The 26,456-nt window shown below is 66.5% G+C and carries 28 protein-coding genes; 18 read left to right on the forward strand and 10 right to left on the reverse strand.

The window, feature by feature from the left end; translation table 11 throughout:
• Positions 1–50: 50 nt before the first annotated feature.
• A complete protein-coding gene (locus Q8Z05_RS01930) occupies positions 51–665 on the reverse strand; it encodes an FABP family protein (RefSeq protein WP_305941831.1) in 615 nt (204 codons plus the stop codon).
• A gap of 169 nt (positions 666–834) precedes the next feature.
• The gene (locus tag Q8Z05_RS01935; RefSeq protein WP_305941832.1) at positions 835–1,569 is read right to left on the reverse strand and encodes a permease; all 735 of its coding nucleotides are present in this window, start codon (positions 1,567–1,569) and stop codon (positions 835–837) included.
• Between the two features lie 310 nt (positions 1,570–1,879).
• Between Q8Z05_RS01935 and Q8Z05_RS01940 the strand changes: the two genes are divergently transcribed.
• From Q8Z05_RS01940 to asd, 11 genes are all read left to right on the forward strand, one after another.
• Positions 1,880–2,578, forward strand: coding sequence for a winged helix-turn-helix transcriptional regulator (locus Q8Z05_RS01940; protein WP_305941833.1), 699 nt, complete (start codon positions 1,880–1,882; stop codon positions 2,576–2,578).
• 300 nt (positions 2,579–2,878) lie between these two features.
• Complete coding sequence (gene mshD, locus Q8Z05_RS01945; protein ID WP_305941834.1) at positions 2,879–3,850, forward strand: mycothiol synthase; 972 nt, start codon at positions 2,879–2,881, stop codon at positions 3,848–3,850.
• 102 nt (positions 3,851–3,952) lie between these two features.
• On the forward strand, positions 3,953–6,202 hold the full coding sequence (locus Q8Z05_RS01950; protein ID WP_305941835.1) for an RNA degradosome polyphosphate kinase: 2,250 nt from the start codon (positions 3,953–3,955) through the stop codon (positions 6,200–6,202).
• 76 nt (positions 6,203–6,278) lie between these two features.
• A complete protein-coding gene (locus Q8Z05_RS01955) occupies positions 6,279–7,229 on the forward strand; it encodes an NUDIX hydrolase (RefSeq protein ID WP_305943453.1) in 951 nt (316 codons plus the stop codon).
• A gap of 96 nt (positions 7,230–7,325) precedes the next feature.
• Positions 7,326–8,981, forward strand: a complete 1,656-nt coding sequence (locus Q8Z05_RS01960) for a hypothetical protein (protein ID WP_305941836.1) — start codon at positions 7,326–7,328, stop codon at positions 8,979–8,981.
• Positions 8,978–9,376, forward strand: coding sequence for a GntR family transcriptional regulator (locus tag Q8Z05_RS01965; RefSeq protein WP_305941837.1), 399 nt, complete (start codon positions 8,978–8,980; stop codon positions 9,374–9,376). The genes Q8Z05_RS01960 and Q8Z05_RS01965 overlap by 4 nt, the downstream gene beginning before the upstream one ends.
• Positions 9,373–10,176, forward strand: a complete 804-nt coding sequence (locus tag Q8Z05_RS01970) for a thymidylate synthase (RefSeq protein ID WP_305941838.1) — start codon at positions 9,373–9,375, stop codon at positions 10,174–10,176. Before Q8Z05_RS01965 ends, Q8Z05_RS01970 begins: the two co-directional genes overlap by 4 nt.
• The gene (locus Q8Z05_RS01975; protein ID WP_305941839.1) at positions 10,173–10,757 is read left to right on the forward strand and encodes a dihydrofolate reductase; all 585 of its coding nucleotides are present in this window, start codon (positions 10,173–10,175) and stop codon (positions 10,755–10,757) included. The genes Q8Z05_RS01970 and Q8Z05_RS01975 overlap by 4 nt, the downstream gene beginning before the upstream one ends.
• Positions 10,758–10,761: 4 nt before the next feature.
• The gene (locus Q8Z05_RS01980; protein WP_028269619.1) at positions 10,762–10,980 is read left to right on the forward strand and encodes an NF038396 family protein; all 219 of its coding nucleotides are present in this window, start codon (positions 10,762–10,764) and stop codon (positions 10,978–10,980) included.
• A 133-nt stretch (positions 10,981–11,113) separates the two neighbouring features.
• A complete protein-coding gene (locus Q8Z05_RS01985; RefSeq protein WP_371745910.1) occupies positions 11,114–11,524 on the forward strand; it encodes a hypothetical protein in 411 nt (136 codons plus the stop codon).
• 61 nt (positions 11,525–11,585) lie between these two features.
• A complete protein-coding gene (gene asd / locus Q8Z05_RS01990; RefSeq protein ID WP_305941841.1) occupies positions 11,586–12,728 on the forward strand; it encodes an aspartate-semialdehyde dehydrogenase in 1,143 nt (380 codons plus the stop codon).
• On the opposite strand, the gene Q8Z05_RS01995 is transcribed toward asd, so the two are convergent.
• A complete protein-coding gene (locus tag Q8Z05_RS01995) occupies positions 12,725–13,819 on the reverse strand; it encodes a winged helix DNA-binding domain-containing protein (protein WP_305941842.1) in 1,095 nt (364 codons plus the stop codon). The genes asd and Q8Z05_RS01995 overlap by 4 nt on opposite strands.
• Positions 13,820–13,978: 159 nt before the next feature.
• Between Q8Z05_RS01995 and Q8Z05_RS02000 the strand changes: the two genes are divergently transcribed.
• Complete coding sequence (locus tag Q8Z05_RS02000; RefSeq protein ID WP_305941843.1) at positions 13,979–14,470, forward strand: hypothetical protein; 492 nt, start codon at positions 13,979–13,981, stop codon at positions 14,468–14,470.
• 42 nt (positions 14,471–14,512) lie between these two features.
• On the opposite strand, the gene Q8Z05_RS02005 is transcribed toward Q8Z05_RS02000, so the two are convergent.
• The 4 genes from Q8Z05_RS02005 to Q8Z05_RS02020 are packed head-to-tail and all read right to left on the reverse strand — an operon-like array spanning position 14,513 to position 17,860.
• A complete protein-coding gene (locus Q8Z05_RS02005; RefSeq protein ID WP_305941844.1) occupies positions 14,513–15,580 on the reverse strand; it encodes a UDP-N-acetylmuramate dehydrogenase in 1,068 nt (355 codons plus the stop codon).
• Between the two features lie 37 nt (positions 15,581–15,617).
• Positions 15,618–16,898: an MFS transporter gene (locus Q8Z05_RS02010; protein ID WP_305941845.1), complete on the reverse strand. Its 1,281-nt coding sequence runs from the start codon at positions 16,896–16,898 to the stop codon at positions 15,618–15,620.
• Between the two features lie 27 nt (positions 16,899–16,925).
• On the reverse strand, positions 16,926–17,378 hold the full coding sequence (locus tag Q8Z05_RS02015) for a MaoC family dehydratase (RefSeq protein WP_371745911.1): 453 nt from the start codon (positions 17,376–17,378) through the stop codon (positions 16,926–16,928).
• Positions 17,379–17,380: 2 nt separating this feature from the next.
• Complete coding sequence (locus Q8Z05_RS02020; protein WP_305941846.1) at positions 17,381–17,860, reverse strand: FAS1-like dehydratase domain-containing protein; 480 nt, start codon at positions 17,858–17,860, stop codon at positions 17,381–17,383.
• A 204-nt stretch (positions 17,861–18,064) separates the two neighbouring features.
• Here Q8Z05_RS02020 and Q8Z05_RS02025 point away from each other — a divergent pair, with 204 nt between their 5' ends.
• Entirely contained in the window at positions 18,065–18,442 is a 378-nt protein-coding gene (locus Q8Z05_RS02025) for an ArsR/SmtB family transcription factor (protein WP_305941847.1), read from the forward strand.
• Positions 18,439–20,097 (forward strand): SulP family inorganic anion transporter, encoded by a 1,659-nt coding sequence (locus Q8Z05_RS02030; protein ID WP_371745912.1) that lies wholly within the window; start codon positions 18,439–18,441, stop codon positions 20,095–20,097. The genes Q8Z05_RS02025 and Q8Z05_RS02030 overlap by 4 nt, the downstream gene beginning before the upstream one ends.
• Here Q8Z05_RS02030 and Q8Z05_RS02035 read toward each other — a convergent pair.
• Genes Q8Z05_RS02035 through Q8Z05_RS02045 form a run of 3 tightly spaced genes read right to left on the reverse strand, consistent with a single transcriptional unit; the run spans position 20,087 to position 22,223 of the window.
• Positions 20,087–20,311, reverse strand: coding sequence for a DUF3188 domain-containing protein (locus tag Q8Z05_RS02035; RefSeq protein ID WP_305941848.1), 225 nt, complete (start codon positions 20,309–20,311; stop codon positions 20,087–20,089). The two genes, Q8Z05_RS02030 and Q8Z05_RS02035, sit on opposite strands and share 11 nt — an antisense overlap.
• Before the next feature lie 31 nt (positions 20,312–20,342).
• Complete coding sequence (locus Q8Z05_RS02040; protein WP_305941849.1) at positions 20,343–21,317, reverse strand: DUF2797 domain-containing protein; 975 nt, start codon at positions 21,315–21,317, stop codon at positions 20,343–20,345.
• A gap of 36 nt (positions 21,318–21,353) precedes the next feature.
• The gene (locus Q8Z05_RS02045; protein ID WP_305941850.1) at positions 21,354–22,223 is read right to left on the reverse strand and encodes an HpcH/HpaI aldolase/citrate lyase family protein; all 870 of its coding nucleotides are present in this window, start codon (positions 22,221–22,223) and stop codon (positions 21,354–21,356) included.
• Between the two features lie 313 nt (positions 22,224–22,536).
• Between Q8Z05_RS02045 and Q8Z05_RS02050 the strand changes: the two genes are divergently transcribed.
• From Q8Z05_RS02050 to Q8Z05_RS02065, 4 genes are read left to right on the forward strand one after another with little or no spacing between them, the layout of a single operon-like run.
• Positions 22,537–23,562 (forward strand): ABC transporter substrate-binding protein, encoded by a 1,026-nt coding sequence (locus Q8Z05_RS02050; protein ID WP_305941851.1) that lies wholly within the window; start codon positions 22,537–22,539, stop codon positions 23,560–23,562.
• A 55-nt stretch (positions 23,563–23,617) separates the two neighbouring features.
• On the forward strand, positions 23,618–24,508 hold the full coding sequence (locus tag Q8Z05_RS02055; protein WP_305941852.1) for an ABC transporter ATP-binding protein: 891 nt from the start codon (positions 23,618–23,620) through the stop codon (positions 24,506–24,508).
• Entirely contained in the window at positions 24,508–25,422 is a 915-nt protein-coding gene (locus tag Q8Z05_RS02060) for an ABC transporter permease (RefSeq protein ID WP_305941853.1), read from the forward strand. The genes Q8Z05_RS02055 and Q8Z05_RS02060 overlap by 1 nt, the downstream gene beginning before the upstream one ends.
• Positions 25,423–25,461: 39 nt before the next feature.
• Positions 25,462–26,382 carry a TauD/TfdA dioxygenase family protein gene (locus tag Q8Z05_RS02065; RefSeq protein ID WP_305941854.1) on the forward strand — a complete coding sequence of 307 codons (921 nt, stop codon included), beginning with the start codon at positions 25,462–25,464 and terminating at the stop codon, positions 26,380–26,382.
• Positions 26,383–26,456: the final 74 nt, after the last annotated feature.

Raw genomic sequence — 26,456 nt, forward strand, 5'->3', positions numbered from 1 at the left:
ACCTGGCGGCCGGGCTGCGTCGAGCGGCCGGATGCCTGCTATGCCTTGCCCTAGGATTCCTTGCTGAGGATGGCCGAAGCGTGGGCCTCCAGGCCGCCGCCCGGGGTGGAGCCTTTCCCGGCGGCCACATCCCAGCGCCAGAGCAGCTTTCCGTCCACCAGGCCGAAAATCCGCGTGGCGGCGGTGTACTCCTTGGAGTGGCTGCCGCGCATCACCATATCGGTGCTCAGCTGGATCTGGGGACCCTTGATCTGCCCGTAGTACAGCTCGGAGATTCCGCCGGGGTGCGAGATGGACACCGAGATGTCGAAGCCGCCGTCACTGTTGCGAAGCGCCTCTACTTCGTCGGCGCTCTTCAGCACGGGAACGATGTCGGCCGGGATCAGGCCCGGACCGCCGTCTTCCTCACGCTGCTTCCGCTCCAGGGCCCAGAAACCGGTCTCGACCGTCAGCGGCCTCAACCTGGTGCCTTCGTCGTCGGTCAGCCAGCTCTCGGCGCGGTATTGGAGGTACGGCAGTCCGTTGTGCGTGAAGGATACGTGTTGGGCGAAATGCTCGGAATCCTCCTCGCCGGCGCCCAGCCGTCCGTTGCCCTCCCACTCACCAATGAGCCAGGACAGCGGGACGAGCTCGGGCGTGAGGTCTGTAGGTATTTCGATCGGCACAGTAACTACCTCCGCAGACAACTAGCTCTGGACTGGTATTACTTCTGGCCTTTGAAGAGGCGGTACACCACAAAACCAGCGAACCATGCCATGGACACGCTGGCAATGCCGAGGAGGACAAGGAAGAAGATCTCAAATGCAAGTACGGACATGATGCCATCCTAACGCGTTAGTAGATGAGTAGTTTGTCTATGAAGTAGGCGAGCGAACCCACCGCGGCCACGGGTGCGAGGCCCATTCCGAGGGCGGCTGGAAAGTTAATCCGGTCCCCGCGGAGTATAACCAGCCGGCGCAGGCTGACGAGAACTGCGCCCACCACAACGCCTACTACGGCGGCGGGTATTACGGCGATATTGGAGAAAATTAAGCCTGCCAGCGGAGCAGTAAGGCCCGCCAGCACAATGCCCAGCGGGGCCACGATCCGGTCCGGCCAGCGGATGAGCCCGGCCAGCAAGGCAAACGCGGCACTGATGCCGGCCACGAGCACCATCTCCCTGACGCCGTTGAACCGTGAAGCCGCTATCCATCCCGCGCCGAGGCAGGACAGCAGCACTCCGGCGCTCGAACCCAGCGTCGACTCCAGCCGCTGGGCCTGGCCAGTGCCGCGCATCAGCTGCATCAGGAAGACAGCCATCACGCCTGCCGCAATGAACGCCGGAGTCCAGTCCAGGAAGCCCGGCGCCGGGACATAGGTGGCAGCCACGGCCGATCCCGCGCCCGGGAGGCCGATGATTGCCGCGAGGGTCTTCTTGGCGGGAATGTCCAGGAAGTGGGGCCAGCCGACTCCGACGGCCAAAGCCACGAGGACGGCTACGCCGAGCAATACCTCCGGTGAGGTGTAAGCCCCGCCGACAAAGACAGCAAGCCCGGCCAGGCCGATGGTTCCGATGGTCCACGGCTTCACTGTTTACCCGCGCTCACTCTCTGCTGACGTCTTCTTCGCTGCATACGCGTCCGGTACTGACCCCGGGGTCCTGACGGTCCAATCCTGCCTTATGTGACCTGCTTATGTCGCAAAACGAAAACTGAAACCAGCCGGATCAGTGTCTGTTAAGGGGCGATTGGGTATACTCAAAGCTCAGCTACGCTTCCTTCGGAGGATGCGGGCCCGGCCGGATTTCCGGCTGGCCAGTACCGACGCGGGCAGCCAGTACCGGCCGGTGAAAGCCCGGTTCAGACGCCCAATGATGCGCGGACAGCCCCTTGGAGGAACAATGTCGCACATCCTGCTACTGACGAACAGCACCGGGTCATCGGTGGACATTCTGCCTGCCTTGGAACTACTGAACCACCGCGTACACATCCTCCCTGCCGAGCCCACCGCGCTGCTGGAAACGGACCCCTGCGATGTTGTCCTGCTGGACGCGCGCAAGGACCTGGTGGGAGCGCGGTCCCTCACACAGCTGCTCAAGGCCACCGGGCTGAGCGCGCCCTTGATGCTGATCCTCACCGAAGGCGGCATGGCCGCCGTCTCCTCGGCCTGGGCCGTGGATGACATCCTGCTCGACTCCGCGGGTCCGGCTGAAGTCGAAGCCCGCATCCGGCTCTCAGTGGCCCGCGCCGTCCCGGAGCAGGAGGATACGCCCACCGAAATCCGCGCTGCCGGCGTCGTCATTGACGAAGCAAGCTACACGGCGAGGGTCAACGGGGCTCCCCTTAACCTGACGTTCAAGGAATTCGAACTCCTGAAGTACCTGGCGCAGCACCCCGGCCGGGTGTTCACCCGCCAGCAGCTGCTCACCGAGGTGTGGGGCTATGACTACTACGGCGGCACCCGCACAGTGGACGTCCACGTCAGGCGGCTGCGCGCCAAGCTCGGTGCCGACCACGAAAACCTGATCAGCACGGTCCGCAACGTCGGCTACCGACTGACTCTGGTCCGGCAGCCCGAAGAGGAACTGACGGAGGCTTAGCCTCCTGGAGCGGCAGCGGTTTGCGCCGCGAGCCGATTGGATGATCGCCCCGGCAGAACCTCCCGCAAGATCACGGAAACGAAGAAGCCCCGGACCAGTGGTCCGGGGCTTCTTGTGGCTTCTAGGCCTGCAGTGGAGGACATACGGGTCGAACGTATCGAGGCCACCCCAGTGGTGGATCCCCCTCACGATCCCGCCTCAGGAGGCCGGATCAGGTATCGACTATACGTGCCGGATCCCGCCCCATCAAATCGGCGCCAATCACTCCCCCATGCAGACGGGCCGTATAGCCTGTACTCCATGAGTCCTGCGCATCCCGAGAACTGGCCCGTGCTCGTCACCAAAGGCGGAGTGGACGATGAACTGCTCAGGGATTTCACCTCCCTCGCCGCGGCTGCCGAAGAATCGGACGGAAACCCGCCCCTGTCCGAACAGACTTTTGTGACGCTTCGCGCGGGCGAGTCCGGCAGCCACTCGCTCCTGGCCCTGGCGCTCTACGCCCCGGATGAGGATTCGGATCCCGCCACCGCCCAGGACCTGGCCGGGTTCGCGGTGGTGGTTGAGGAACCTGACGGCACGGGCGTGCTGGAGGTGGCAGTCCACCCCAGCTACCGGAACCAGGGGGTGGCAGACAGGCTGATCGCCACGCTGAAGGCATCGAGGGGCTTCGACGGGCTCACGGCCTGGTCCCACGGGAACCACGAGGCGGCAGCCGACCTCGCGGCCAAGTACGGCTACGCCCCCGTCCGGGAATTGTGGAAGATGCGGCTCACCACCTCCGCCTCTGACCTGCCCGACGCCGGGCTCCCGGAAAACGTGGCCCTGCGCGCCTTTGTTCCGGGCCGGGATGAAGAAGCCTGGCTGGCAGCGAACAAGGCCGCCTTCGGCCACCACCCCGAACAGGGCAACATGACCAGGCAGGACCTGGACGCCCGGATGGCCGAAGACTGGTTCGACCCGGCCGGCTTCCTGCTGGCCGTGGACCCGGGCGGGCGGATCCTCGGCTTCCACTGGACCAAGGTGCACCCCCGCCACGGCAGCCATCCGGCGATCGGAGAGGTCTATGTGGTGGGCGTGACGCCGGAGGCCCAGGGCATGGGCCTCGGCAAGGCGCTGACGGTGGCCGGCATCAAATACCTCCAGGACAAGGGCCTTCACGCGGTGATGCTGTACACCGATGCGGACAACGCGCCGGCCGTTTCCCTGTACCGCGGACTCGGCTTTACGCGGTGGGATGCAGACGTCATGTACGGGCCTAAAAACGGCGGTTAATCCAATCGGCTGACGCATGCACCGTGGTTCAGGAAATCTGCGTAACCCCGAATCGATTGCTTGTAAGGTTGAAGGTAAACCGCGCCAGCAAAAGGAGTGACCATGCAACCGGAACCTGCCGGAATCGCCACGTCTGAGGCCAAGGTGCTCCCGGTGCGCGCCCGCTTCGGGTCCTCCGAAGTACCGGCTTCCCGCGCCACGCAGGACCGGATCGACATTCCCGAGTTCGCACCCAACCTTGAGCCCGAGGGCGACATCAGCCCGGACCGCTTCCTGGACCGTGAACTGAGCTGGCTGGCCTTCAACGCCCGTGTGCTGGAGCTTGCCGAGGACCCCGACCTCCACCTCCTGGAGCGCGTCAGCTTCCTCTCCATCTTTGCCTCCAACCTGGACGAGTTCTTCATGGTCCGCGTCGCCGGGCTGAAACGACGGATCGCCACCGGGCTGGCCGTCCCGTCACCGGCCGGCCTGAGCCCCATGCAGGTACTGGACCAGATCGGCGAAGCGGCGCACCGGCTCGCGCAGCGCCACGCCCGGATCTACGCCGAACAGATCCGGCCGGCGCTTGCCTACGAGCACATCCACCTCATGCACTGGGACGAACTGGATGACCAGGCCAAGGACCAGCTCAGCGCGATGTTCGCGGAGAAGGTCTTCCCGATCCTGACACCGCTCGCGGTGGACCCCGCACACCCGTTCCCGTATATTTCGGGGCTGTCCCTGAACCTGGCCGTTGTCGTCCGCAATCCGGTGAGCGACAAGGAACTTTTCGCCCGGGTCAAGGTTCCGGACCAGCTTCCGCGGCTCATTTCCATCGACGGCCCGCGCGCAGGCTCGGTGCCCGGCCGGGTGGCCCGCTTCATCGCCCTCGAAGAAGTCATTGCCGTCCACCTGGACCAGCTGTTCGCCGGCATGGAGGTCCTGGAGCACCACACGTTCCGCGTCACCCGCAACGAGGACGTTGAGGTGGAAGAGGACGACGCCGAGAACCTGCTGCAGGCGCTGGAGAAGGAACTGCTGCGCCGCCGGTTCGGCCCGCCCGTCCGGCTCGAGGTCACCAACGACATCAACCCGAACATCCGCGCCCTCCTGATCCGCGAACTGGGGGTGGAGGAATCCGAGGTTTACTCCGTTCCGGCACCGCTGGACCTGCGGGGCCTGTCCGTCATTGCCGGGATTGACCGCGCGGACCTGCACTACCCGAAGCATGTGCCGCACACCTCGCGTTACCTGAACGAATCGGAAACGTCCAAGGCGGCAAACGTGTTCGCGGCCATGCGCCGGCGGGACATCCTCCTGCACCACCCCTACGATTCCTTCTCCACGTCCGTCCAGGCTTTCCTGGAGCAGGCCGCGGCGGACCCGAAGGTGCAGGCCATCAAGCAGACGCTGTATCGCACGTCGGGCGACTCCCCCATCGTCGATGCCCTCATCGACGCGGCAGAGGCAGGCAAGCAGGTCCTGGCCCTGGTGGAAATCAAGGCCCGGTTCGATGAACAGGCCAACATCTCCTGGGCGCGGAAACTGGAACAGGCCGGCGTGCACGTGGTGTACGGCATCGTGGGCCTGAAGACCCACTGCAAGCTTTCCCTCGTGGTTCGCCAGGAAGTGGACGGCCTGCGTCGCTACTGCCACATCGGCACCGGAAACTACCACCCGCGCACGGCCCGCTACTACGAGGACCTCGGTCTGCTGACAGCCAACGAGCAGGTGGGCGAGGATCTCTCCAAGCTCTTCAACCAGCTCTCCGGCTACGCTCCGAAGTCCACGTTCAAACGGCTCCTGGTGGCGCCCCGTTCAGTGCGTTCCGGACTCATTGACCGGATTGAAAAGGAAATCCGCAACGCCAAGGCGGGCATTTCAGCCAGGGTGCAGATCAAGGTCAACTCCATGGTGGACGAGGCGATCATCGATTCGCTCTACCGTGCGTCGCAGGCAGGCGTGAACGTTGACGTGATCGTCCGCGGCATCTGTTCGCTTCGCCCCGGCATCCCCGGGCTGAGCGAAAACATCACGGTGCGCTCGGTGCTGGGACGGTTCCTGGAGCACTCGCGGGTCTTTGCCTTCGCCAACGGCGGGGAGCCGGTGGTCTACATCGGTTCCGCGGACATGATGCACCGCAACCTCGACCGGCGGGTGGAGGCGCTGGTGCAGCTCACCAGCGGCGATGACACGTCCTACGTGCTGGACATGCTCCGTCGCTACATGGACCCGGAAACGTCCAGCTGGCATCTGGACAGCCAGGGCGAATGGACCCGGCACCACATCGGCGACGACGGCAGGCTCCTGGAGGATGTCCAGTCCTGGCTGCTCGCGTCCCGTTCCCGCCAGCGCCCGACCGTAAGGCGGTAAGACCCTGGCCTCGAAGAGCGATGCGAAAACCGATGCGAAGATCGACGTCAACAACGACTCGGCGAACGATTCGCTTATCGCGGACCAGACAGACCATCCCGGGGAGCCGATCGCCGTTACCGCGGCAGGCGCCCTGCCTTGGCGCGCCAGCAAGGACAAGCTCGAAGTCCTGCTGATCCACCGCCCCAGGTACGATGACTGGTCCTGGCCCAAGGGAAAGATCGATCCCGGGGAGACCATACCGGAGTGCGCCGTCCGTGAGATCGAAGAGGAAATCGGGCTCACGGCCACGCTGGGCATTCCCCTTCCGCCCATCCACTACCACGTGTCCGCAGGCTTGAAGGTGGTCCACTACTGGGCCGTGGGTGTGAACGGCGCCGTCCTGCGTCCGGACGGCAAGGAAGTGGACAGCGTGATGTGGTGTTCACCGGAAAAGGCCGCCGCCCTGCTGAGCAATCCCGGTGACATTGCTCCGCTTGAGCACCTCGTGGCGGCCCACGCGCGCAAGGAACTGGATACCTGGCCGCTGTTGGTGGTCCGGCACGCAAAAGCTAAGCCCCGCTCGTCCTGGACCAAGGCCGAAGGGGACCGTCCCCTCGCGGCCACCGGGCAGCGGCAGGCGCAGGCCGTCCGCAGGCTGCTCCACGTGTGGAAACCGCTCCGCGTGCACTCGAGTCCGTGGCAACGCTGCGTGGCCACCATTGCCCCTTACGCCAAGTCTGCGGACGCCAAGGTGAAACTTCATGATGCCCTGACGGAGCACCGCCATGCACGGAGCCCGAAGAAGACCGCCGCCGTCGTGGAGTCACTCTTCGACAAACAGCGTGCCATTGCCCTGTGCACGCACCGTCCCGCGTTGCCCACAGTGATCAAGCAGCTCGGTGAGCACATGAACGGCCGGCTGCGCGCCCTCCTGCCGTCAGCCGACCCCTACCTTGCCCCGGGGGAAGTCATCGTGTGCCACGTGGCCCGCGGCAGCAACCACAAGATTGTGGCCGTGGAACAGTTCAGGCCCTTCGACGACTAAGGGTTGCACCCGGTTGACCCGGCCTTGCGACCGCCGGCTTGACGGCCGTTTTTTTGTATCAAATACTTAGTACATTGATGCAAATCTGGGGGGATTATGCCGGTCCAATTCGAACTGCCGCCGATGCTGCTGCTGGGACCGCTGGTCGCCGCCGTCGTTCTTTACATCATCCTCAGGTGGGTGGTGTGGGAGCCCCGGATGGGCGCCTCACCTGAATCGGTTTCCCAGCACGCGCTCTGGGTGGGGGTCATCGGCTGGATGGCCAGTTCGCTGCAGGGTGCCATGAACATCGGCATCATTCCGGCGGGCCGGGCTGCCAGCCCCGCCATAGGTCCCTTGCTGGTCACTCCGGACACCATCATCCCGGTACTGGCCTGGCCCGTCCTCGGAACTCTCGGGGTGCACGCAATAGGCCAGCTCAGCTATCCGAGGCCCAAGCGGCTCCGCCGGAAGGCAAGCCTCCATGTCCGGAAAATCCGCGATTTCCTTCCGCGTCCGCTGGCCTGGACAACGCTGGGCATCTTCACGGGCGCAGGCGCATTCATCGCGTGGACCGCCACTCTCCCGGCGTACCGGGCGATGCCCTACGGGACCGAGCTGGAGGATCCCCAGGGCTTCCGCACGGTAGGAGGAGACGGCCGCATCCCGGGTATCGAACTGGCCGCCTGGCTGGGAACTGCACTTGTTGTCCTGGCTGCGGGGACGTGGCTGGTGCTGCTGCTGGCCACCCGCCGCCGGCAGCTCGAGCAGCTAACGGACCACGACAACGCGCTCCTGCGGACCATCGCCATGAACCGGCTCCTGCGGACCGTTGCCACGGTGGCGTCCGGCCTTGCCGTCATCGCCGGAAACTATGTGGCGCGGCCGGACCCGGCCGCGGGCAGTACGTCATGGACGAACTTCGCGGGCTTTGCCGGCATGGCCGTACTGCTGGCCATGCTGATCTGGGCGCCGCCGAAACTGACGGAAACTGAAGCGGCCGCTGCGGCCCTGCGGAAGGCCAAGCCCGGACATTTCGGCGCCGTCGGCCACCCGGCAGGCAAGCTGGTGGTGTCGATCGGTGCAGCCGCGGGCGTTGCTGCCGCATTGCCTGTGCTCGCGGGAGTGTTCCTGGTCCCGGCCATCGTCGCTGCCGGACCGCCCGGTCCCGCGGTCTTCGTGGCAGCAGTGGCCGGGCCGGTGCTCCTGGTCCTTGCAGGCGGTGAGCTGCTGCTTGGGCGCAATTACGGAAGCCCCTCTGAACCACGCACCTGGCCGCGGCAGCCGGTGGGTCCGGCGCTGCTCACCACGCTCATCCTCGCCTTGCTCACGTTCGTGGCATCCCTCGTGGTCGCGTCGGCCGGGAACTCCCTCCTCGGCAGGGACACCGGCTGGACCGCGCCGGCACTATTCGGCCTGGCGGGCGTGGTCCTCGCGGTGCCGGCCTTCCTCGCGACGCGCCTGCGGCACGGCATCCCGGACGCTCCCGCCGGCCTGGACGCCGCTCTGCGCGCCATCACCGTCTACAGGATTGTCCGGACGTTGTCGGCCATGTTCATGGCACAGGCAGCCATGTCACTGCTGGTGAACAGCCATGCGTGGGCGGCCGTCTTCGGGGTTCCGTTCATGCCGTCCGTTCCGTGGTTTCCCGCGACGCTCGCCGGCACCGTCCTGGCCTTCGCGGCGATCGCCACAGCCCTGGTGCCGGTCCGCGCCCTTGCCGGGTCCGGTTACCGTCCGGTTCCGCCCGCCCGCAAGGACCGGGTCACATGAGCACCGGCATCGCTGTGGACCTGCGTTCGGCAGTGCCGCCCTACGAGCAGATCCGCCTGCAGATCACGTCACTGATCGCCATGGGGTCCCTCGCTCCCGGCACCCGTTTGCCCACCGTCCGCAGCCTGGCGGCGGACCTCGGCATCGCGGCGGGAACTGTGGCGCGGGCCTACAAGGAACTCGAGCAGGCCGGCCTGATCGAAACGCGGCGGCGGAACGGCACTATCGTCCTGAAGATGCCCGACGACGGCCTCCCGCGCGGCGGTGCCGTCACTGCGGACATCATCGCCGCCGTCGACCGTTACATCGCGGAAGGCCGCAGAGCAGGCCTGGATGACGGCACGCTCCAAGGTATTCTGCGTGTGCGACTCGGCCTCAGTAGACTGGGACAGTGAGCATTCCAACGCCCTATGAAGACCTCCTGCGTGACGTCCTTGCCAACGGCACGCACAAATCTGACCGAACCGGCACGGGCACCCTGAGCGTGTTCGGACGGCAGATGCGCTTTGACCTCAGCCAAAGCTTTCCGCTGATCACCACCAAGCGGGTCCATTTCAAGTCCGTGGCCGTTGAACTGCTGTGGTTCCTGCGCGGCGAGACGAACGTGAAGTGGATGCAGGACCAGGGCGTCACCATCTGGAACGAATGGGCCGATGCCGACGGCGAACTCGGCCCCGTCTACGGTGTCCAGTGGCGCAGCTGGCCGACGCCCGACGGCGGCCACATCGACCAGATTGCCGAGCTGGTGCAGAACCTCAAGTCCAACCCGGACTCGCGCCGGCACATCGTCTCCGCCTGGAACGTTGCCGAGCTGCAGGACATGGCCCTGCCGCCGTGCCACGCGTTCTTCCAGTTCTACGTTGCGGACGGCAAGCTGTCCTGCCAGCTGTACCAGCGCTCGGCCGACACCTTCCTGGGCGTCCCGTTCAACATCGCCTCCTACGCGCTGCTGACCTGCATGCTGGCCCAGCAGGTGGGGCTGGAGCCTGGTGAGTTCGTCTGGACCGGCGGCGACGTGCACATCTACGACAACCACATGGACCAGGTGCTCAAGCAGCTCAAGCGCGAGCCGTACGCGTATCCGCAGCTGAAAATCCTCCGCAAGCCGGACTCCATTTTTGACTACACGCTGGACGACTTCGAAGTGGTCGGCTACCAGCACCACCCTACGATTAAGGCGCCGATCGCAGTATGAGCACCGACAACGCCATGGATCCCCTGGCCTTCACTGAAAAAATCGCGGACGGCACTACCGGGGTGGGGCTCGTCTGGGCCCAGACCACCGCCGGTGTGATCGGCAAGGACGGCGATATGCCGTGGCACCTGCCCGAGGACATGAAGCACTTCACCCGGCTCACCACGGGGCACCCGGTGATCATGGGCCGCAAGACCTGGCTCTCGTTCCCGGACAAATATCGTCCGCTGCCGGGGCGCACCAACATTGTGGTGACGCGGCAGGAAGGCTGGGGTGAGACGGCAGAGGCCGAAGGCGCCCTCGCGGTGAAGTCGCTGGACGACGCGCTCCTGGAATCCCAGTTCGCGGAGGGCCACGAAACGGTGTGGGTGCTGGGCGGCGGGGAAGTCTTTGCCCAGACCCTGGACATCGCCGATGTTGCGGTAGTCACCTTCATCGATTCCGAGACCGACGGCGACACCTACGCGCCCGAGCTCGGTTACGAATGGAAGCTGGCCGCCAGCGAGCCGGCAACGGGCTGGCTGACGTCCGCCACCGGTACGCGGTACCGGTTCACCATGTGGCGCCGGACGGAGGCCTAGGACCATGCTGAAGAAACCCGAAACCCTCTTTGTCCTCGGCTACATGCTGCTGCCGCTGCTGGCCCTCCTCTCAGCCATCGTGGGGCTGACCATGATCCTCGGCGGCAACAAAATCGCCGGCGCCATCGTGCTGGTGGTGGTCACGCAGGCGTTCGCGTTCGGCGCCTTCTATGCGCTGCGCCTCCGCAAGGCGGCGGTTCTCGAACAGCACGACGCCGAGTAGCAGCTCAGGCGGCACGCGCGGCCTCTGCGATGGGGAGGCCAGCCCATCGCGGGCTTGGCGCCCCGCGACTACTGTTGGGCGGGCAGCATGACGAAGCCTGCTGCTTGAACACTTAACGGGGGGACTAACCGTGATGTTTGACCGTGATCGCGAGCGGCGCAACGACGCAGTATATGCCGAGCATAAGGAAGCCCTGGCCCGCGGCGAGAAGCGCGTGCTCCGCAGGACCGACACCGGCGAACTGCACAGCTATCCCGGAGATGAAATCGGCTTCTCGCCCGGCCGCGGCCAGGCCCAGGTCCGGACATGGTGGGGCATGGGAATTGTGTCTGCCTTCTTGGGACTCGTCTTCCTCGGCTCTTCAGCATTGCTTCTTGCCTCGTTTGGGCAGCGTGGAGGTCCCGAGTGGGGTGCATTGTTCCCTATCGTGCTGGGCGGTTTCGGCGCCTGGTACACCTTTGGAATGGCCCGGGACGAATACCGGGCCGCCAAAGTACGGAGGCAACGCGGATCACCCACGCCGAGCGGTGGGCAGGTTTCCTAGCCCGCACGCACCGTGACGTAACCGACTGCGCCGTGCCGGTTCCGAAGTCTAAACTGGTCGAATGACTACAGCAGCTACCCCCTCCGTCGGCCTGGTCGGATGGCGCGGCATGGTCGGCTCCGTCCTGATGCAGCGCATGCAGGATGAAGGCGACTTCGCCAACATCAACCCGGTGTTCTTCTCCACCTCCAACGCCGGAGGTGCCGCCCCGACCCTCGCTGGTTCCGCCGCAGGCGCGGCCGGCAAGCTCGAGGACGCGTTCGACGTCGATACGCTGGCGAAGCTGCCGATTATCGTCACCGCCCAGGGCGGCGACTACACCAAGCAGGTCCACGGCGAGCTGCGCAGCCGCGGCTGGGACGGCCTCTGGATCGACGCCGCCTCCACCCTGCGCATGAACGACGACTCGATCATCGTGCTGGACCCCATCAACCGCGACGTCATCGACAAGGGCCTGGCCAACGGCACCAAGGACTTCATCGGCGGCAACTGCACCGTGTCCTGCATGCTGATGGGCCTTGGCGGCCTGTTCAAGAACGGCCTGGTCGAGTGGGGCACCTCCATGACCTACCAGGCTGCCTCCGGCGGCGGCGCCCGCCACATGCGCGAACTGCTCAGCCAGTTCGGCACGCTCAACGCCGAGGTCAGCTCGGAACTGGACGACCCGGCGTCGGCCATCCTGGAAATCGACCGCAAGGTCCTGGCGCACCAGCGCACCGACATCGACGCGACCCAGTTCGGCGTCCCGCTGGCCGGCTCGCTGATCCCCTGGATTGACGCGGACCTCGGCAACGGCCAGTCCAAGGAAGAGTGGAAGGCGGGCGTCGAGACCAACAAGATCCTCGGCACCGCCAGCGAGAATCACATCATGATGGACGGGCTGTGCATCCGGATCGGCGCCATGCGTTCGCACTCCCAGGCCCTCACCCTCAAGCTCCGCGAAGACCTTTCCGTGGCCGAGATCGAGAAGCTGCTCGCCGAGGACAACGAGTGGGCCAAGGTCATTCCGAACACCAAGGAAGACTCCATGGCAGGCCTCACGCCGGTGGCCGCCTCCGGTACCCTGGACATCCCCGTGGGCCGTATCCGCAAGATGGAGATGGGCCCGGAATACATCAGCGCCTTCACAGTGGGCGACCAGCTCCTGTGGGGCGCTGCCGAGCCGCTGCGCCGCATGCTCAACATCGCCACCGGCACGCTCTAGCCGAGGAACGCCACGTACCTCGCGGCCTGCAGCTCAAAGGATTTTTGGGCTGCAGGCCGCAGTCCGTTAACGGTGTCGAACGGTTCAGGCACGACGGCGGCCGCCCGGCCGGTGCCTTTCCGCGCCCAGGTGCCGATTACCTCTCCCCCGGCAACGATGGTCTTCTTGAACATCCCGTTGCCGCCCGGGACCACTTTTTGGGCGTGCTCGGGCGGAAGCACCAGTGACCGGTCCGTGTATCCCAGCAGGAACTCATCGAACCCCGGCAGGATCAGCAGGGAGCGCTGGCCGGGGACGCCGTCGTCGAGCAGCGCCGCGGTGGCCGGCGCCATCCAGTAGCTGGTTCCTTCGAACTCCAGCTCGACGAGCTGGTCCTTCACCGTGGCCAGCGCACTGCGGACTTCCGTCACCGGGGTATTGGACCACCAGGCGAAGTCACGTTCCGTGGCCGGGCCGTGGCTGAGCATGTACCGCAGCACCAGCTCGGCGATGCCCTCGGCGCGGTCCAGTTCCCGGGACTTGGGGATCCACTCGTCGAAGGCCTTGAGGAGCTGCTGGTTTCCCGTGAGCGGTCCCTGCACGAGCCAGGCCCGCTGGCACAGGACCCCCAGCAGGTGGATGCCGCGCTGGCCCGCTGTGGACTGCCCCGCGGCTTGGAAGGCCTCGAAGAGCTGTTGGCGGGAGGCTGCTCCGCCGCCGGATACGAGTTCCAAAGCCGTATCGCGGGCAACGTCCACGTCGCGGGCATCGATCCCCAGCTCCCGGTGCCGGCCGCCCATTCCCCGGATCAGGCGGTCCGCCGTGATGGCCAGGATCCAGCGCAGGTCCTCCGGAGCGAGCAGGTGCAGCGTTCCGCGCATTGGCCAGGACCGGACCACGAGCCCTTCATCCAGCGCGGACCGGACGCTGTCCACGCCCGCACCGCGGACCCTGAGTCCGACAGCCCAGAGCGCGGCCTGCAGGTCCTGGGCCTGCATGGCCGTCATCCAGCGCACGGCGTCCGGCACGGAGTCGAAGTCCGGTGCCAACAGCCCCTGCGCGGCGAGCCGCAACCGTCCGATGACATGCCGGGTGACCCTTGTCCTGGCCATGGTTCCGGCCCTTCTCCTGACTGTGGTTCCTGCGTTGGTTCCGGCGCCTGATCCCATACGCCTATCGTAGGTCCGCCTCCGACAATCCGGCTCCGCGGTCCCGGCAAGTACACCGCAGTCTCCCAGCCCGTTTCCAGCCGGGGTCCCTAGTCTGGATGGATGACCATCGGAGAGCTCTGGCCGCAGCTGCGGCCCCTGTGCCGGGCCCTTGCCCTGCTGGGATGGGCGTCCAGTGCGGCCGGAATGGCTGCGGGCCTCTCCATCGCGATTGCGGGCGGGACAAGCCTCTCGCCCACCGTGCAGGCCCTGCAGCTGGTTTCGGCGGGCAGCATGGCGGTGGCGGTCATTAGTTTCCTCGCCGCTTCCCTGCTGCAGCCCCAACACCGCGGCTGGCGGTCGGCCGAACAAGAGCGGCGCGACGAAACCCACGAACCCGGCAGTGAGCTGCCCCCCACCATCAGGAGCTTCCTGCTGGCTGCCTTCGCCTTGCTGGCCGGCGCCGTGGTGTTCGCCTGTGCGGGGCTGGTCCTCCGCAACGGCCCCAGCGCGCAGTCGGTGGCTTTCTGCCAGGTCTTCCTGCTGGGCGCCGCAGCGTCCGGGTTCACGTTCATGCTGTTCAGCAAGGTGGCCCCGCGTCAGCGCCGGAGCTGAGCAGCAGGAACTAACTGTCCTGGAGCTGGGCGCCGAAGGTTCCTAGAGCTCCACGCCGATCAGCAGCGGCTCGGGGTGCAGTTCAATGCCAAAACGTTCGACGACGCCGCGTCTCACCTCGCGCGCCACGGCGACCATGTCCGCCGCACTTGCGGCACCCCTGTTGGTGATGGCCAGCGTGTGCTTAGTGGACAGCGAGGCCCGGCCTCCGGAAACACTCCCGGCCTCCAGCCCGTATCCCTTGCCGAAGCCGGCACGGTCAATGAGCCAGGCGGCGGACAGCTTCACCTGGCCGTCCGAACCGGCCGGATACCGGGGGGCGTCTGCGGGGAGCGAGTCGGCCGCGTCCGCGGGGACAACCGGGTTCGTGAAGAAGGATCCCGTGGAATACGTGTCGCGGTCCTCCGGGTCCAGGACCATGCCTTTGGAGGCCCGGAGCCGCAGCACCTCCCGGCGCACATCGTTGGAGTACGCCCTCTTCCCGGGCTCAACGCCGAGGGACTTCGCCAGTTCGGCATAACGGATGGGTGCACTCATCTGGCCCAGCGGCAACTGGAACTCCACCGTGAGCACCACAAAGCGCGGGGACCCCTGGACGGTGGTCTGCTTCAGGACCGAATCCCGGTAGCCGAACTTCAGCTCCGAATTCGTGAAGGTGCGGACGGCATTCCGTTCCCGGTCCCAGGTCCGGACAGCGGCTATGGTCTGGGAGACGTCCGAGCCGTAGGCCCCCACATTCTGCACCGGGGTGGCCCCCGTGGACCCGGGGATCCCGGAAAGTGCCTCTATCCCGGACCACGCATGCCGCACGGCGTGCTCCACCAGCGCGTCCCAGTTATGACCTGCCTGGACCACCACAGAAACGCCGCCGCAGGAATCCTCGGCGTTGACGGTGAACCCCTCAGAGGCGATCCGGAGCACCGTGCCGGGGTACCCGTCGTCGGAAATCAGCAGGTTGGACCCGCCCGCGATGATCAGCAGCTGCCCACCGGCGGCATCCGCGGAGCGGACGGCGTCGATGATTTCCGACTCCGAACGTGCCTCGATGTAGTTACCGGCGGGTCCGCCGACGGCGGCAGTGGTCAGGTCGGAAAGCAAAGTCTGGGTCACCCGTCCAGCCTATCGGTCATTCGGACGGGACCGGGATTCAAGGGAGTTTCCGGGCCACCGGGGAAAGCAGGAAGCTGACCACGAGCATCACCATCACGGCGAGCAGGGAGTGGAGGATGCCCACGTGTTCGGCCAGGAGTCCAAGGAGAGGCGGTCCGCACAGAAACGCGCCGTAGCCGATGGTGGACACCACGGAAACGCGGGCAGCGGCCTTGGCCGGATCATCGGCGGCCGCGGACATGCCGACGGGGAAACCGAGGGAAGCGCCAAGGCCCCAGACGGCCAGCGCCACGAACGCCAGCCACGGCGCGGGAGCGAAGACGAACAGCCCCAGTCCGGCGACGGCCAGCGCGGCGCACCAGCGCATCACGGGAACCCTGCCAAACCGGTCCAGGACCAGCGTTCCGGCGAAGCGGCCGATGGTCATGAAGGTCACGAAAAGCCCGTAGCCTGCAGCTCCGGCGGCGTCGGACTGGCCGTGGCCGTCCGCCAGCGCAAGGGCCACCCAGTCGCCCGCCGCGCCTTCGGCAAGGGCAAGCCCGAGGACCAGGACGCCGAGCAGGAGCGTGCGCTTGTCCCGCCAGGCCTGGGCGATCAAGCGTTTGTTGTCCAGCGGCTGTTCGCGGACCGCGTCCGTCTGCCGGACGATGGGAATGGGCCCGGTGGACGGATCCTCGAAAGTGTCTGTCCCGGACGCCTTGAACGGACGTTCGCCCGGCACCGGCGTGATGTCTGCCCGGAACCAGGAAGCGGCCGTTGCCACCGATCCGGCCACCAGGAGGCCGCCGGCCGCCAGGTGCCAGAACACGGGGACTCCGGCTCCGGCCGCCCAGGCGCCCAGCCCTGCTCCGGCTACGGTTCCGAGGCTGAAGGAGCCGTGCAGCCGGGGCATGATGTGCCGCCGGACGGCGCGTTCAACGGCGGCACCTTCGACATTCGAAGCGGTGTTCCAGCTGGCGGTTCCCAGTCCGATGATGGCCAGGCCGGCGGCAACGGCCACCGGGCTGGCGAGCACGGACGTGCCGAAGCCGGCAAGCACCAATCCAATGCCCACCATGATGCTGCCGATCCGGATGGTCCGTTTGGAGCCCAGGCGGAGGACGATCAGGCCCGACGCGGACACCGAAAGGAACGAACCGGCCGTCATGCACAGCAGGAGCAGCCCGATGGTTCCCGGTGTCAGGTCCAGGCCGTCCCTGATGGCGGGGAGCCGCGACACCCAGGTGGAGAACGCCAGGCCGCTTGCCCCGTAGGCCACCACGACGGCGTTGCGCCAGTGCGTTACTTCGGCAGCCGGCGTGAAGACGTTCCTGGTCACAGCAGTGCCCCTCTCACGCGACTTTGGTCACGCAAGCCTGACGACTGCCTGGGCCTTCATCAGGACCTTCTGGCCCGCGGAGACCACGGTGAGGTCCACGCGGGCGGTACCGGCGTCGGCGTCGAGCGCGCCAATGGCGCCGGTGACCTCGATGACGGCCCCGGGCTCCTCCGTCCCTGTGGTGTCGGTGACCAGCACCGGTTTGGTGAAGCGGGTCTGGAAGTCCACGACGGCGGCAGGGTCTCCTGCCCAGTCGGTCACCAGCTGGACCGCGGCGCCCATGGTGAACATGCCGTGGGCGATGACGCCGGGCAGGCCCACGCCGGTGGCGAACGCTTCGTTCCAGTGGATCGGGTTGAAGTCCCCGGAGGCGCCGGCGTACTTCACGAGGTCCTGGCGGGTGACGGTGATGCTGCGGGTGCCCACGTCCTGTCCGACGCTGAGTTCGGACAATGCGGGGCTGATGGATGCTGTGCTCATGGTTACTGTCCCTCTCCGCGGACCAGGATGGACGAGGTGGTGGTGGAGACGGCCTCGCGGGAAGCACCCGGGCCGCCTGCATCGTTGCCGGTGAGGGCGAAGATCTCGGATCGGGTGGTGATCATGGCGCCGCCGCCCATGGCCCTGACGCCGTCCACATGCAGCTCCGCCACCAGCCGGTCGCCGGCGAAAATGGGCCGGTGGTGGACAAAGCGCTGGTCCGCGTGGACAACGCGGGAGAAGTCGATGCCCGACTCCGGATCCTCGATCAGCTGGGCATCGGCACGCTGGGCGATGATGATGGCGAAGGTCGGCGGGGCCACGAGGTCGCTGTGGCCGAGGGCGCGGGCTGCTTCCACGTCGAAGTGCGCTGCGTGGGTAGCCTTAACCGCCCTGGCGAACTCGCGGATCTTCTCGCGGCCAACGTCGTACACCTCTGCGGCAGGGTAGCTACGGCCCTGCAGATCCGGATTGATAGTCATGGCCTCAAGCCTATCGTTCCCCCGCCGTCAACCCAGCGGCCGGTTACGAGGAGAGCGGCTGCCCGCCCGGCGGCCTGTTACGCGGAGCTCTGGCGGGTTCCGCGCACCAGCGGTATGATGAATTAATCATTCCATCAATTCATCAATTCATGCGGGAGTCCCATCACCGGACAGCTGCGTGAACCAGGCGACAGCAGGTCCCCCATGCTTTCCACGGCACAGGCCCCTTTGTACGAAATCAAGGCCAACCTCTTCAAGGCCCTGGCCCACCCGGCCCGCATCAGGATCCTCGAACTGCTTGCCGCCGCGCCTGACACAACGGCCCCGGTCAGCTTCCTCCTGGCCGAGACGGGGCTGGAGGCCTCGCACCTCTCCCAGCATCTGGCGACGCTGCGCCGGCACAGGGTGGTGACCTCGGTGCGGTCCGCGAACGCCGTGACATACCGCCTGGCCCACCCCAAAATCGCAGAACTCCTGGCCATTGCCCGAACATTCCTGCTGGACACCCTGGCGGACTCCAACGAGCAGCTCCGCCTGGCGCAGGAACTCCAGGTCCCACATCTCTCCGGTCCGTCCTCGTGAGCCGGCTGCGGACGCTGCGGGCCTTCCTGCCGTCCCGCCGCGACTACGACGGCCTGCGCTCCACGTGGAAGACGGACCTCACAGCCGGCATCACCGTGGGAGTGGTGGCGCTCCCCCTGGCGCTGGCGTTTGGCGTCAGCTCGGGGGTGGGCGCTGAAGCCGGGCTGATCACCGCAGTGGTTGCCGGGCTGGTGGCGGCCATCGTGGGCGGGTCCAATGTCCAGGTGTCCGGACCCACCGGCGCCATGGTGGTGGTCCTTGCCCCGGTGGTGGCCAGCCACGGCGCGGGCAGCATTCCGATTGTCTCGCTGCTGGCAGGACTCATGGTCTGTGCACTCGGCATCAGCGGCCTGGGCCGCGCCGTCGCATTCATCCCCTGGCCGGTGGTGGAAGGATTTACCCTCGGAATTGCCGCCATCATCTTCCTCCAGCAAGTGCCGCTGGCCACGGGAACAGCCGGCATCCCGGGCCACAACACCCTCATTGCGGCGGTCGAGGCCGCCTCCGGGGCCGCATTTCCCACCGTCGTCCAGACCCTCGCCGTGGTGGCGGCCGTCGCAGCCATCATGTTCCTGGCGCCCAAGGTCCACAAGTCACTGCCCGCCAGCCTGACCGCCGTGCTACTGGTTACCGTGGCCGCTGAACTGCTCCGCCTGGACATACCCCGAATCGGGGCGCTGCCACATTCCCTGCCGGCCCCTGGCCTGCCGTCGGTCGATCCCGCGGCGCTTGGGGAGCTCCTGCTGCCCGCAGTGTCCATCGCGGCGCTGGCGGCCATTGAGTCGCTCCTCTCGGCCCGCGTTGCGGCCGGAATGGTGGGGCCGGACGGCAGGCCCGGCGGCCGTTACAGTCCGGACCGGGAACTGAGCGGGCAGGGGCTGGCATCCATCGCAGCCGGCCTGTTCGGCGGCATGCCCGCGACAGGCGCCATTGCCCGTTCCGCGGTCAACGTCCGCTCCGGCGCGAAGACCCGGCTGGCCGCCGTGGTCCACGCCCTGGTGCTGTTGGCCATCATCTACCTCGCTGCAGGGATGGTGGGGCGCATTCCGCTGGCCGTGCTGGGCGGAGTCCTGATGGTCACGGCGACGCGGATGGTCTCCACCCGGACGGTCAACGCCATTCTCCGGTCCACCCGTGCGGACGCGGCGGTGTTCATCCTCACTGCCCTCATCACCGTGGCCTTCGACCTGATCGTCGCCATCCAGATCGGCCTGGCTGCCGCGGCACTGCTGACCCTTCGGAAGTTTGCCTCGCTGAGCGGTGTCCGCCGGGAGCCCATTACAGGCGCAGCGGCCGACGGTGATTCGCACATCGCAATCTTCCGGCTCGACGGCGCCATGTTCTTCGGGGCGGCGGAACGGATCCTGCAGGAGATCAGCGAGGTGAAGGACATCCAGGTGGCCATCATCCGCTTGTCGCAGGTGCGGATGCTGGACGCCACGGGCGCCCATGCCCTGGTGGAAGTAATCTCAGCTTTGGAACTGCGGGGAATCACCGTACTGCTGAAGGGTGTCCGGCCGGAGCACCTGGAACTGGTGACGAACGTGGGTGTGATCCGTTCCCTCCGGCACCACAAGCACCTCTTCACTACGCTCCCGGCGGCCGTGGAGCACGCCCGCAGCCATGTCCTGCGGAACGCCGCCGTTAGCGCCTGAGGTTCTTCCGGATCTGCTGGCCCCGCACCACGATCCCGACAACGTGCAGGACGAGACCGACGCCGATCACCGGAAGTGAGGCCACCGCCAGGCCCTGGTTTCCCGAGGTGTTGCCCACCAGGTTCAGGACAATGCCCGCGGCGATCAGGCCCATGGCGCTGAAGACGAGCACCTTGTAGGCGGTGGATGCGGTTGCCCAGAATTCGTTCAGCACCGTGCCATTCTACGGGTCAGATGCGCGGAGGTTAGAACAAAGATTCCTGCACGGCCGGGACCTCAGAGGTGTGGTGGTCTCCGAGTTCCACGGTCCGTGCCTTCAGCCTCCCGAGGTTCACCACGAACTCCAACTCCGAGCCATCCAGGGCTGCCACCGCGATGCTGCCGCTCACCGCGGTAATCCGGAATCCGTGTCCGCCGGCTCCCAAATCATGCGGGTAGGCATGCCTCGCCCCGGGCCTGCATGCCCCGTCCGCAAGCCCAGGGCGGACCCACCGTTCGTCCACCACGTCGAAGCCCTCGACGCCGGCGCACGCCAGCAATGCCCGGGCCTCACCGGCCAGCCGCCGGTTCAGTTCATCAAGTTCGACGCCGGGCACCGGGGCCACCAGCGCGGCGGCCTTGGCTGCCGAACGGACCTGCTGCGGCAGCCCTGCGTCGCGCGTCAGCATGTCTTCCAGGATCCGGACCACCCTGCCGTCGTCGGCTCGGGCCACATACCGGGCCACCACGGCACCCTGTTCTGCCAGCCGGTTCCATTTCCGCAGGTTCGAGGCCGTGCCGACCTTGCTGGCGCCGCCGGCGAACGTTGCCACATACAGCCAGTGCTCCTGCATCAGGTAGGCGCGAAGCCCCTGCGGAACACCTCCGCCGCGGTGGAAGTCGTGGATGAGCCGGAAGTCGTCCATCACGAAGCAGCGCTCGCACTGGCTTCCCCTGGCGGCCGGTGCCTGGGCCCGGCAAAGAACGTGGTCCCGGTCGGCCGGACCGTGCACCTTATGGTGCCCCAGGCAGGCCTTGCCGCCGGCGGCGACGCTGAAGCCCAGGCGGCTGCCGGCGTCGAGCGCCAGTTCCCTGAAACGCCCGGAACGGTCCTGCAGGCGCATCACCGGTGTGCCGCCGTCGCGGCGGGCCGGCCCTCCGCCGGACGGCCGGCCCGCCGGGGAACCGGGCGGCGCACCATCCCAAAAGACCCCGTGGACCAGATAGCGGGTATCGGTCACGGGGTCTCCTTGGGCTGGCGGCTTTGCTTCCGGGCGCTACAGCGCGGGCTGCACCCCAAAGGCTACCGCGAGCTTCATGATCTTTTCGGCGCGGCCCAGGCGCGGCAGGTCGGAACCGTCGCGGATCACGCGGCCGCTGGCCTCAAAGTCGGCCATGAAGTCCGTGGCCCAGGCGACGTCGGACGGCGTCGGGCTGATGACTTCATTGATGACGGGAGTCTGGTCGATGGCCAGGCACAGCTTGCCGGTCATGCCCATCATCACGGTGATGCCGGTCTGCTCACGCAGGATCGGGTGGCTCGTGCCCACGGTGGGTCCGTCGATGGGGCCCGGCAGGTTGCCCACACGGCTGGCCACTACGAGCTTGGCGCGCGGGTAGGCCATGGCCTCCTGCGTGTTTGCCATGCCGGTATCGCGGCGGAAGTCGCCGGACCCGAAGGCGAGGCGGAACGCGCCCTGGGCCTTGGCGATATTGTTCGCTTCCTCGATGCCGACGGCGGACTCCACCAGCGCAATCACGGGGGTCTGGCCGTCCATGCGGTGGAAGCTCTCCGTAACCTGGTCCGCTGACTCGGTCTTCGCCAGCATGACGCCCAGCAGGCCGGGCGTGCCGCGGAGCCCGGCAAGGTCGCTCGCCCAGAACGGGCTGGTGGCGTCGTTGATGCGGACCCAGGCCTTGCCACCGGCGGTCAGCCAGTTGATCACGTGTTCGCGGGCCGTGTCCTTCTGCGAGGGATCCACGGCATCTTCGATGTCCAGGATGATCGAATCCGCGCGCGAGATGGCCGAGACGTCAAAAAGCTCAGGCTTCATTGCGTTCACCAAAAGCCACGAACGGGCAATTTCGGCGGGGATGTTTCGTTCGGGCCGTACGGTGTCGACGGCAGCGGAGGTAGAGGTGGTCATACTCCTACCGTATCCGCCCGGCACGCCCTAACGCTAAGTAACAGCGGTTCGTCCTGGAACAATACCGCGAACAATACGACCAAAATCCGGCACGGCAGGCGCGTCAAACTCCTTCACGCGCCGTTACCGGGCGAAACCGGGCGTCTTGTGACCCGGAGTTTCCTCCTGTTTCCGCTCATTTCCGCGGGTTTCCCGGCGTGACAGCAGCGCTTTTCCTTGCCCGGAAGGTGCGCTTACATCGTTCCAGCGGCAGGCAAACGGCCATCGCCGCTTCAATCCAAGACTTCCCCGATGCTTCACAAAGGAACCCCGAATGAAACGACACCTGACCATCATGAGTGCCGCGGCCGCCGTCGTCATCGCGATGACGGTGTCGGGCTGCGGGGGCAGCGCAGAAGCCGGTGCCGGCGGCGCTGCCGCAGGCGCCACCGAGGTGAAGGAGCTCCGCTACCAGGGCTGGGCCAACACCGTGACGCTTCCGGAGCTGGCCCAGGACCTCGGCTACCTCGGCGACGTCAAGCTGAACTGGGTGGGCAACACCATCAGCGGTCCGCAGGACATCCAGTCGGCAGCCACCGGTCAGACTGACTTTGGCGGCGCGTTCGCCGGCGCGGTGGTCAAGCTGGTGGAAGCCGGAGCCCCCGTGAAGGCTGTCATCAACTACTACGGCGAAGACGAGAAGACCTTCAACGGCTTCTACGTCAAGGAGGACAGCCCCATCCGCACCGCCAGGGACTTCATCGGCAAGAAGATCGCGGTGAACACGCTCGGGGCGCACGCGGACGCCGTCATCAACACCTACCTGCAGAAGAACGGCCTGAGCGCCGAGGAAATCAAGCAGGTCCAGCTGGTGGTGGTCCCGCCCAACGACACCGAGGAGGCCATCCGACGAGGCCAGGTGGACGCGGGTTCGCTGGGCGGAGTCCTGCAGGATAAAGCGATCGCCAACGGCGGCCTGCGCTCAGTGTTCAGCGACGCCGAACTCTTCGGAACGTTCGCCGGCGGGCCCTACGTGCTGCGCACCGACTTCATCGCGAAAAACCCCAACACCACCCGGACGTTCACCACCGGGGTAGCGAAGGCCATCGAGTGGGAGCGGACCACACCGCGCGAAGAGGTGATCGCCCGCTTCACCAAGATCCTGCAGGAGCGCGGCCGCAACGAGAACCCGGCGGCCCTCCAGTACTGGAAGAGCGTGGGCGTTCCCGCCAAGGGCGAGATCAAGGATGAGGACTTCACCCGCTGGGGCAAATGGCTGAAGGACACCGGCATCGTCAAAGGCGAACTGGACCCGAAGAAGCTGTACACCAACGAGTTCAACGGGCTGGTGAACGGATGACCGCCGCCGCCAGCACCAGCATCTGCAGCACTGCCAGCAACACGGAAGGAGAATCATGACCCCGAAAATCAGCCTCCGGAACGTCACGAAGGAATTCGCGGTGCGCCAGGGCAAAGCGACCACGAAGCAAGCCGGCCCGTCCGTGCTGACCGCCCTGGATGACCTCAGCCTGGACGTCGCCGCCGGCGAGTTCCTCACGCTGGTGGGTCCCAGCGGTTCGGGCAAGACCACGCTGCTGGACCTGCTGGCCGGCCTGTCCCGGCCCACCTCGGGAACAGTGCTGGTGGACGGCGTGGAAGTGACCGGACCAGGTCCGGACCGCGCCGTGGTCTTCCAGCAGTACGCGCTCTTCCCCTGGCGCACTGCCTCGGCCAACGTCTCCATCGGCCTGGAGAACTCCGGCCTTTCCCGGAAGGAGCGGGCCGCAAAGGCCAGCGAGTTCCTGGACCTGGTGGGGCTGGCGGGGTTCGAGGACCGTTACCCGCATGAACTGTCCGGCGGTATGAAGCAGCGCGTGGCCATCGCCAGGAGCCTCGCCTATGAGCCGGACATCCTGCTGATGGACGAACCGTTCGCCGCCCTGGATGCGCAGACCCGCGAGCAGCTCCAGGACGAACTGCTGCGGATCTGGAAGGCCACGGGCAAGACCATCGTCTTCATCACCCATGGCATCGACGAGGCCGTGTACCTGGGCCAGCGCGTGGCCGTGCTCAGCGCCCGGCCCGGCCGGCTCAAGGAGTTCGTGGACATCAACATTCCGGACCGGGACGGCGGGGACGATGTGCGCTCCCACCCGGCGTTCGTGGAGCACCGGCACCAGGTCTGGTCCCTCCTGCACGACGAGGTCCGCCTCGCGCAGGACTCCGGACACCGCAAGATCCTCCCCGACGGGACCGCCCCGGACGAACAGCCCGTCGAACAACCCCAGGAAAGGAGTGCTGCCTGATGAGCGCTGTGCTGACCCGACCGCCCGAGACGGCTGCCGCCGTCGAACGTCCCGTCCCGGGGGGAAAAGCAAAGAACGGACCGTCCGGTCCGGACAACGGACACCGTCCGACGCCGGCAGCCCGGTTCGGCGGCGCAGCCCGCCTCGCCGGACGGGCCGGGTGGAAATCCCTCGCCGTGCTGCTGTTCCTCGCGTTGTGGGAACTGGGCCCGACATACCTGGCAAGCCCCGCCACCCGGGTGTTCCTGCCGCCGCTGCACGAAGTCCTGGCGGCCGGGGCAAAGCTGCTGGAGGCCGGGCAGCTGCAGAACCACCTGCAGGCGAGCCTCACCCGCTCGGTGTCCGGGTTCAGCATCGCGGTGGTATCCGCCGTCGTGCTGGGGCTGCTGATCGCCTGGTACGGCTGGCTGAGCTCCTTCCTGAACCCGCTGCTGGAACTGTTCCGCAACACGGCGACCTTGGCCCTGCTGCCGGTGTTCACGCTGCTGCTGGGCATCGGCGAAGAATCGAAGATCACCATCGTGGCGTACGCGGCGTTCTTCCCGGTCCTCCTGAACACCATCGCCGGCGTCCGCACCGTGGACCCGCTGCTCATCCGGGCCGCGCGGTCGCTGGGGCTGAACAGCTTCCGGCTGTTCCAGAAGGTCATCCTGCCTTCCGCGGTACCCACGGTCTTCACGGGCATCCGGATGGCTGGCACATCCTCCATCCTGGTGCTGATCGCCGCCGAAATGGTGGGGGCCAAAGCCGGCCTGGGCTACCTGATCGTGAATTCCCAGATGAGCTTCCTCATCCCGGACATGTACGCGGGCATCCTCACCGTTTCCATCCTGGGGCTGGCCGTCAACGTCCTCCTCGTGGCCCTGGAGCGGCACTTCTCCCGCTGGCGCACCGCCGTCGGCTCCGGCAACTGACCAATTCACCTGCACCATCAACCAGTAAGGAATAAAGCAATGACCACCATCACCGAAACCAAGCTCGAATTCGCCAAGCTCGGCTCCCGGATCGGGGCTGAAATCCGCGGACTGGACCTGAGCGGGGACCTCTCCCCCGGCACTGTGGCCCGGATCCGCGAGGCTTTGAACGAACACAAGGCCCTGGTGTTCCGCGAGGCGAACATCCGCACGGACGAGGAGCAGGTGAAGTTCGCCAGCCACTTCGGACCGCTGACGAAGGCGCACCCCACCGTGGCCTCCGTGGAGGGCGAAGAGAACGTCCTGCCCGTGGACAGCGAGAACGGTTCGGCCAACAACTGGCACACGGACGTCACGTTCGTGGTGAACCCGCCGCAGGCATCCACGCTTCGCAGCATCGATCTTCCGGCGTACGGCGGCGAAACGCTGATCGCGTCCTCGGCCGGCGCCTACCGCGACCTTCCGGACGAGCTGCGGAACTTCGCGGACACTCTCTGGGCGATCCACACCAACGACTACGACTACTCGGTGCCGAAGAACCTGGAGCACCAGAACGCCGAGGAACGCCGCAAGGAGTTCACCCGGCTGAAGTTCGAGACGGCCCACCCGGTGGTCCGGGTCCACCCCCTGACCGGCGAGCGCGGATTGTTCATTGGGGGCTTCGCGCAGCGGCTGCGGATCGTGGGACTGTCCAACACAGAGTCCAGGGACATCATCCGGCTGCTGCAGGCGTACGTCACGCGCCCGGAGAATGTGGTGCGGGTGAACTGGGAGCCGAACCAGGTGGTGCTGTTCGACAACCGCATCACCCAGCACTACGCCCCGGACAACTACGACGGCCAGCCCCGCAAGCTCAACCGTGTGACCATTGCCGGCGACATTCCGGTGGGTGTGGACGGCAAGCCGAGCCAGGCGCTGAAGGGCGATTCGTCCACGTATTCGGTGGTCGCCCCGGTCTAGTGTCCTCACCCAACTAGGTCGCAGTTAATGTCGTTATGAGCGCTCATAACGACATTAACTGCGACCTAGTTGGG

This window comes from Arthrobacter oryzae (assembly GCF_030718995.1).
In the GTDB taxonomy this organism is placed as follows: domain Bacteria; phylum Actinomycetota; class Actinomycetes; order Actinomycetales; family Micrococcaceae; genus Arthrobacter; species Arthrobacter oryzae_C.

What these genes read in the sequence shown, in the direction of transcription:
- Q8Z05_RS01940 (WP_305941833.1), top strand. Translation starts at nt 1,880, where the DNA reads ATGTCGCACATCCTGCTACTGACGAACAGCACCGGGTCATCGGTGGAC.
- mshD (WP_305941834.1), top strand. Translation starts at nt 2,879, where the DNA reads ATGAGTCCTGCGCATCCCGAGAACTGGCCCGTGCTCGTCACCAAAGGC.
- Q8Z05_RS01950 (WP_305941835.1), top strand. Translation starts at nt 3,953, where the DNA reads ATGCAACCGGAACCTGCCGGAATCGCCACGTCTGAGGCCAAGGTGCTC.
- Q8Z05_RS01960 (WP_305941836.1), top strand. Translation starts at nt 7,326, where the DNA reads ATGCCGGTCCAATTCGAACTGCCGCCGATGCTGCTGCTGGGACCGCTG.
- Q8Z05_RS01965 (WP_305941837.1), top strand. Translation starts at nt 8,978, where the DNA reads ATGAGCACCGGCATCGCTGTGGACCTGCGTTCGGCAGTGCCGCCCTAC.
- Q8Z05_RS01975 (WP_305941839.1), top strand. Translation starts at nt 10,173, where the DNA reads ATGAGCACCGACAACGCCATGGATCCCCTGGCCTTCACTGAAAAAATC.
- Q8Z05_RS01980 (WP_028269619.1), top strand. Translation starts at nt 10,762, where the DNA reads ATGCTGAAGAAACCCGAAACCCTCTTTGTCCTCGGCTACATGCTGCTG.
- Q8Z05_RS01985 (WP_371745910.1), top strand. Translation starts at nt 11,114, where the DNA reads ATGTTTGACCGTGATCGCGAGCGGCGCAACGACGCAGTATATGCCGAG.
- asd (WP_305941841.1), top strand. Translation starts at nt 11,586, where the DNA reads ATGACTACAGCAGCTACCCCCTCCGTCGGCCTGGTCGGATGGCGCGGC.
- Q8Z05_RS01995 (WP_305941842.1), bottom strand. Translation starts at nt 13,819, where the DNA reads ATGGCCAGGACAAGGGTCACCCGGCATGTCATCGGACGGTTGCGGCTC.
- Q8Z05_RS02000 (WP_305941843.1), top strand. Translation starts at nt 13,979, where the DNA reads ATGACCATCGGAGAGCTCTGGCCGCAGCTGCGGCCCCTGTGCCGGGCC.
- Q8Z05_RS02015 (WP_371745911.1), bottom strand. Translation starts at nt 17,378, where the DNA reads ATGAGCACAGCATCCATCAGCCCCGCATTGTCCGAACTCAGCGTCGGA.
- Q8Z05_RS02020 (WP_305941846.1), bottom strand. Translation starts at nt 17,860, where the DNA reads ATGACTATCAATCCGGATCTGCAGGGCCGTAGCTACCCTGCCGCAGAG.
- Q8Z05_RS02025 (WP_305941847.1), top strand. Translation starts at nt 18,065, where the DNA reads ATGCTTTCCACGGCACAGGCCCCTTTGTACGAAATCAAGGCCAACCTC.
- Q8Z05_RS02045 (WP_305941850.1), bottom strand. Translation starts at nt 22,223, where the DNA reads ATGACCACCTCTACCTCCGCTGCCGTCGACACCGTACGGCCCGAACGA.
- Q8Z05_RS02050 (WP_305941851.1), top strand. Translation starts at nt 22,537, where the DNA reads ATGAAACGACACCTGACCATCATGAGTGCCGCGGCCGCCGTCGTCATC.
- Q8Z05_RS02055 (WP_305941852.1), top strand. Translation starts at nt 23,618, where the DNA reads ATGACCCCGAAAATCAGCCTCCGGAACGTCACGAAGGAATTCGCGGTG.
- Q8Z05_RS02060 (WP_305941853.1), top strand. Translation starts at nt 24,508, where the DNA reads ATGAGCGCTGTGCTGACCCGACCGCCCGAGACGGCTGCCGCCGTCGAA.
- Q8Z05_RS02065 (WP_305941854.1), top strand. Translation starts at nt 25,462, where the DNA reads ATGACCACCATCACCGAAACCAAGCTCGAATTCGCCAAGCTCGGCTCC.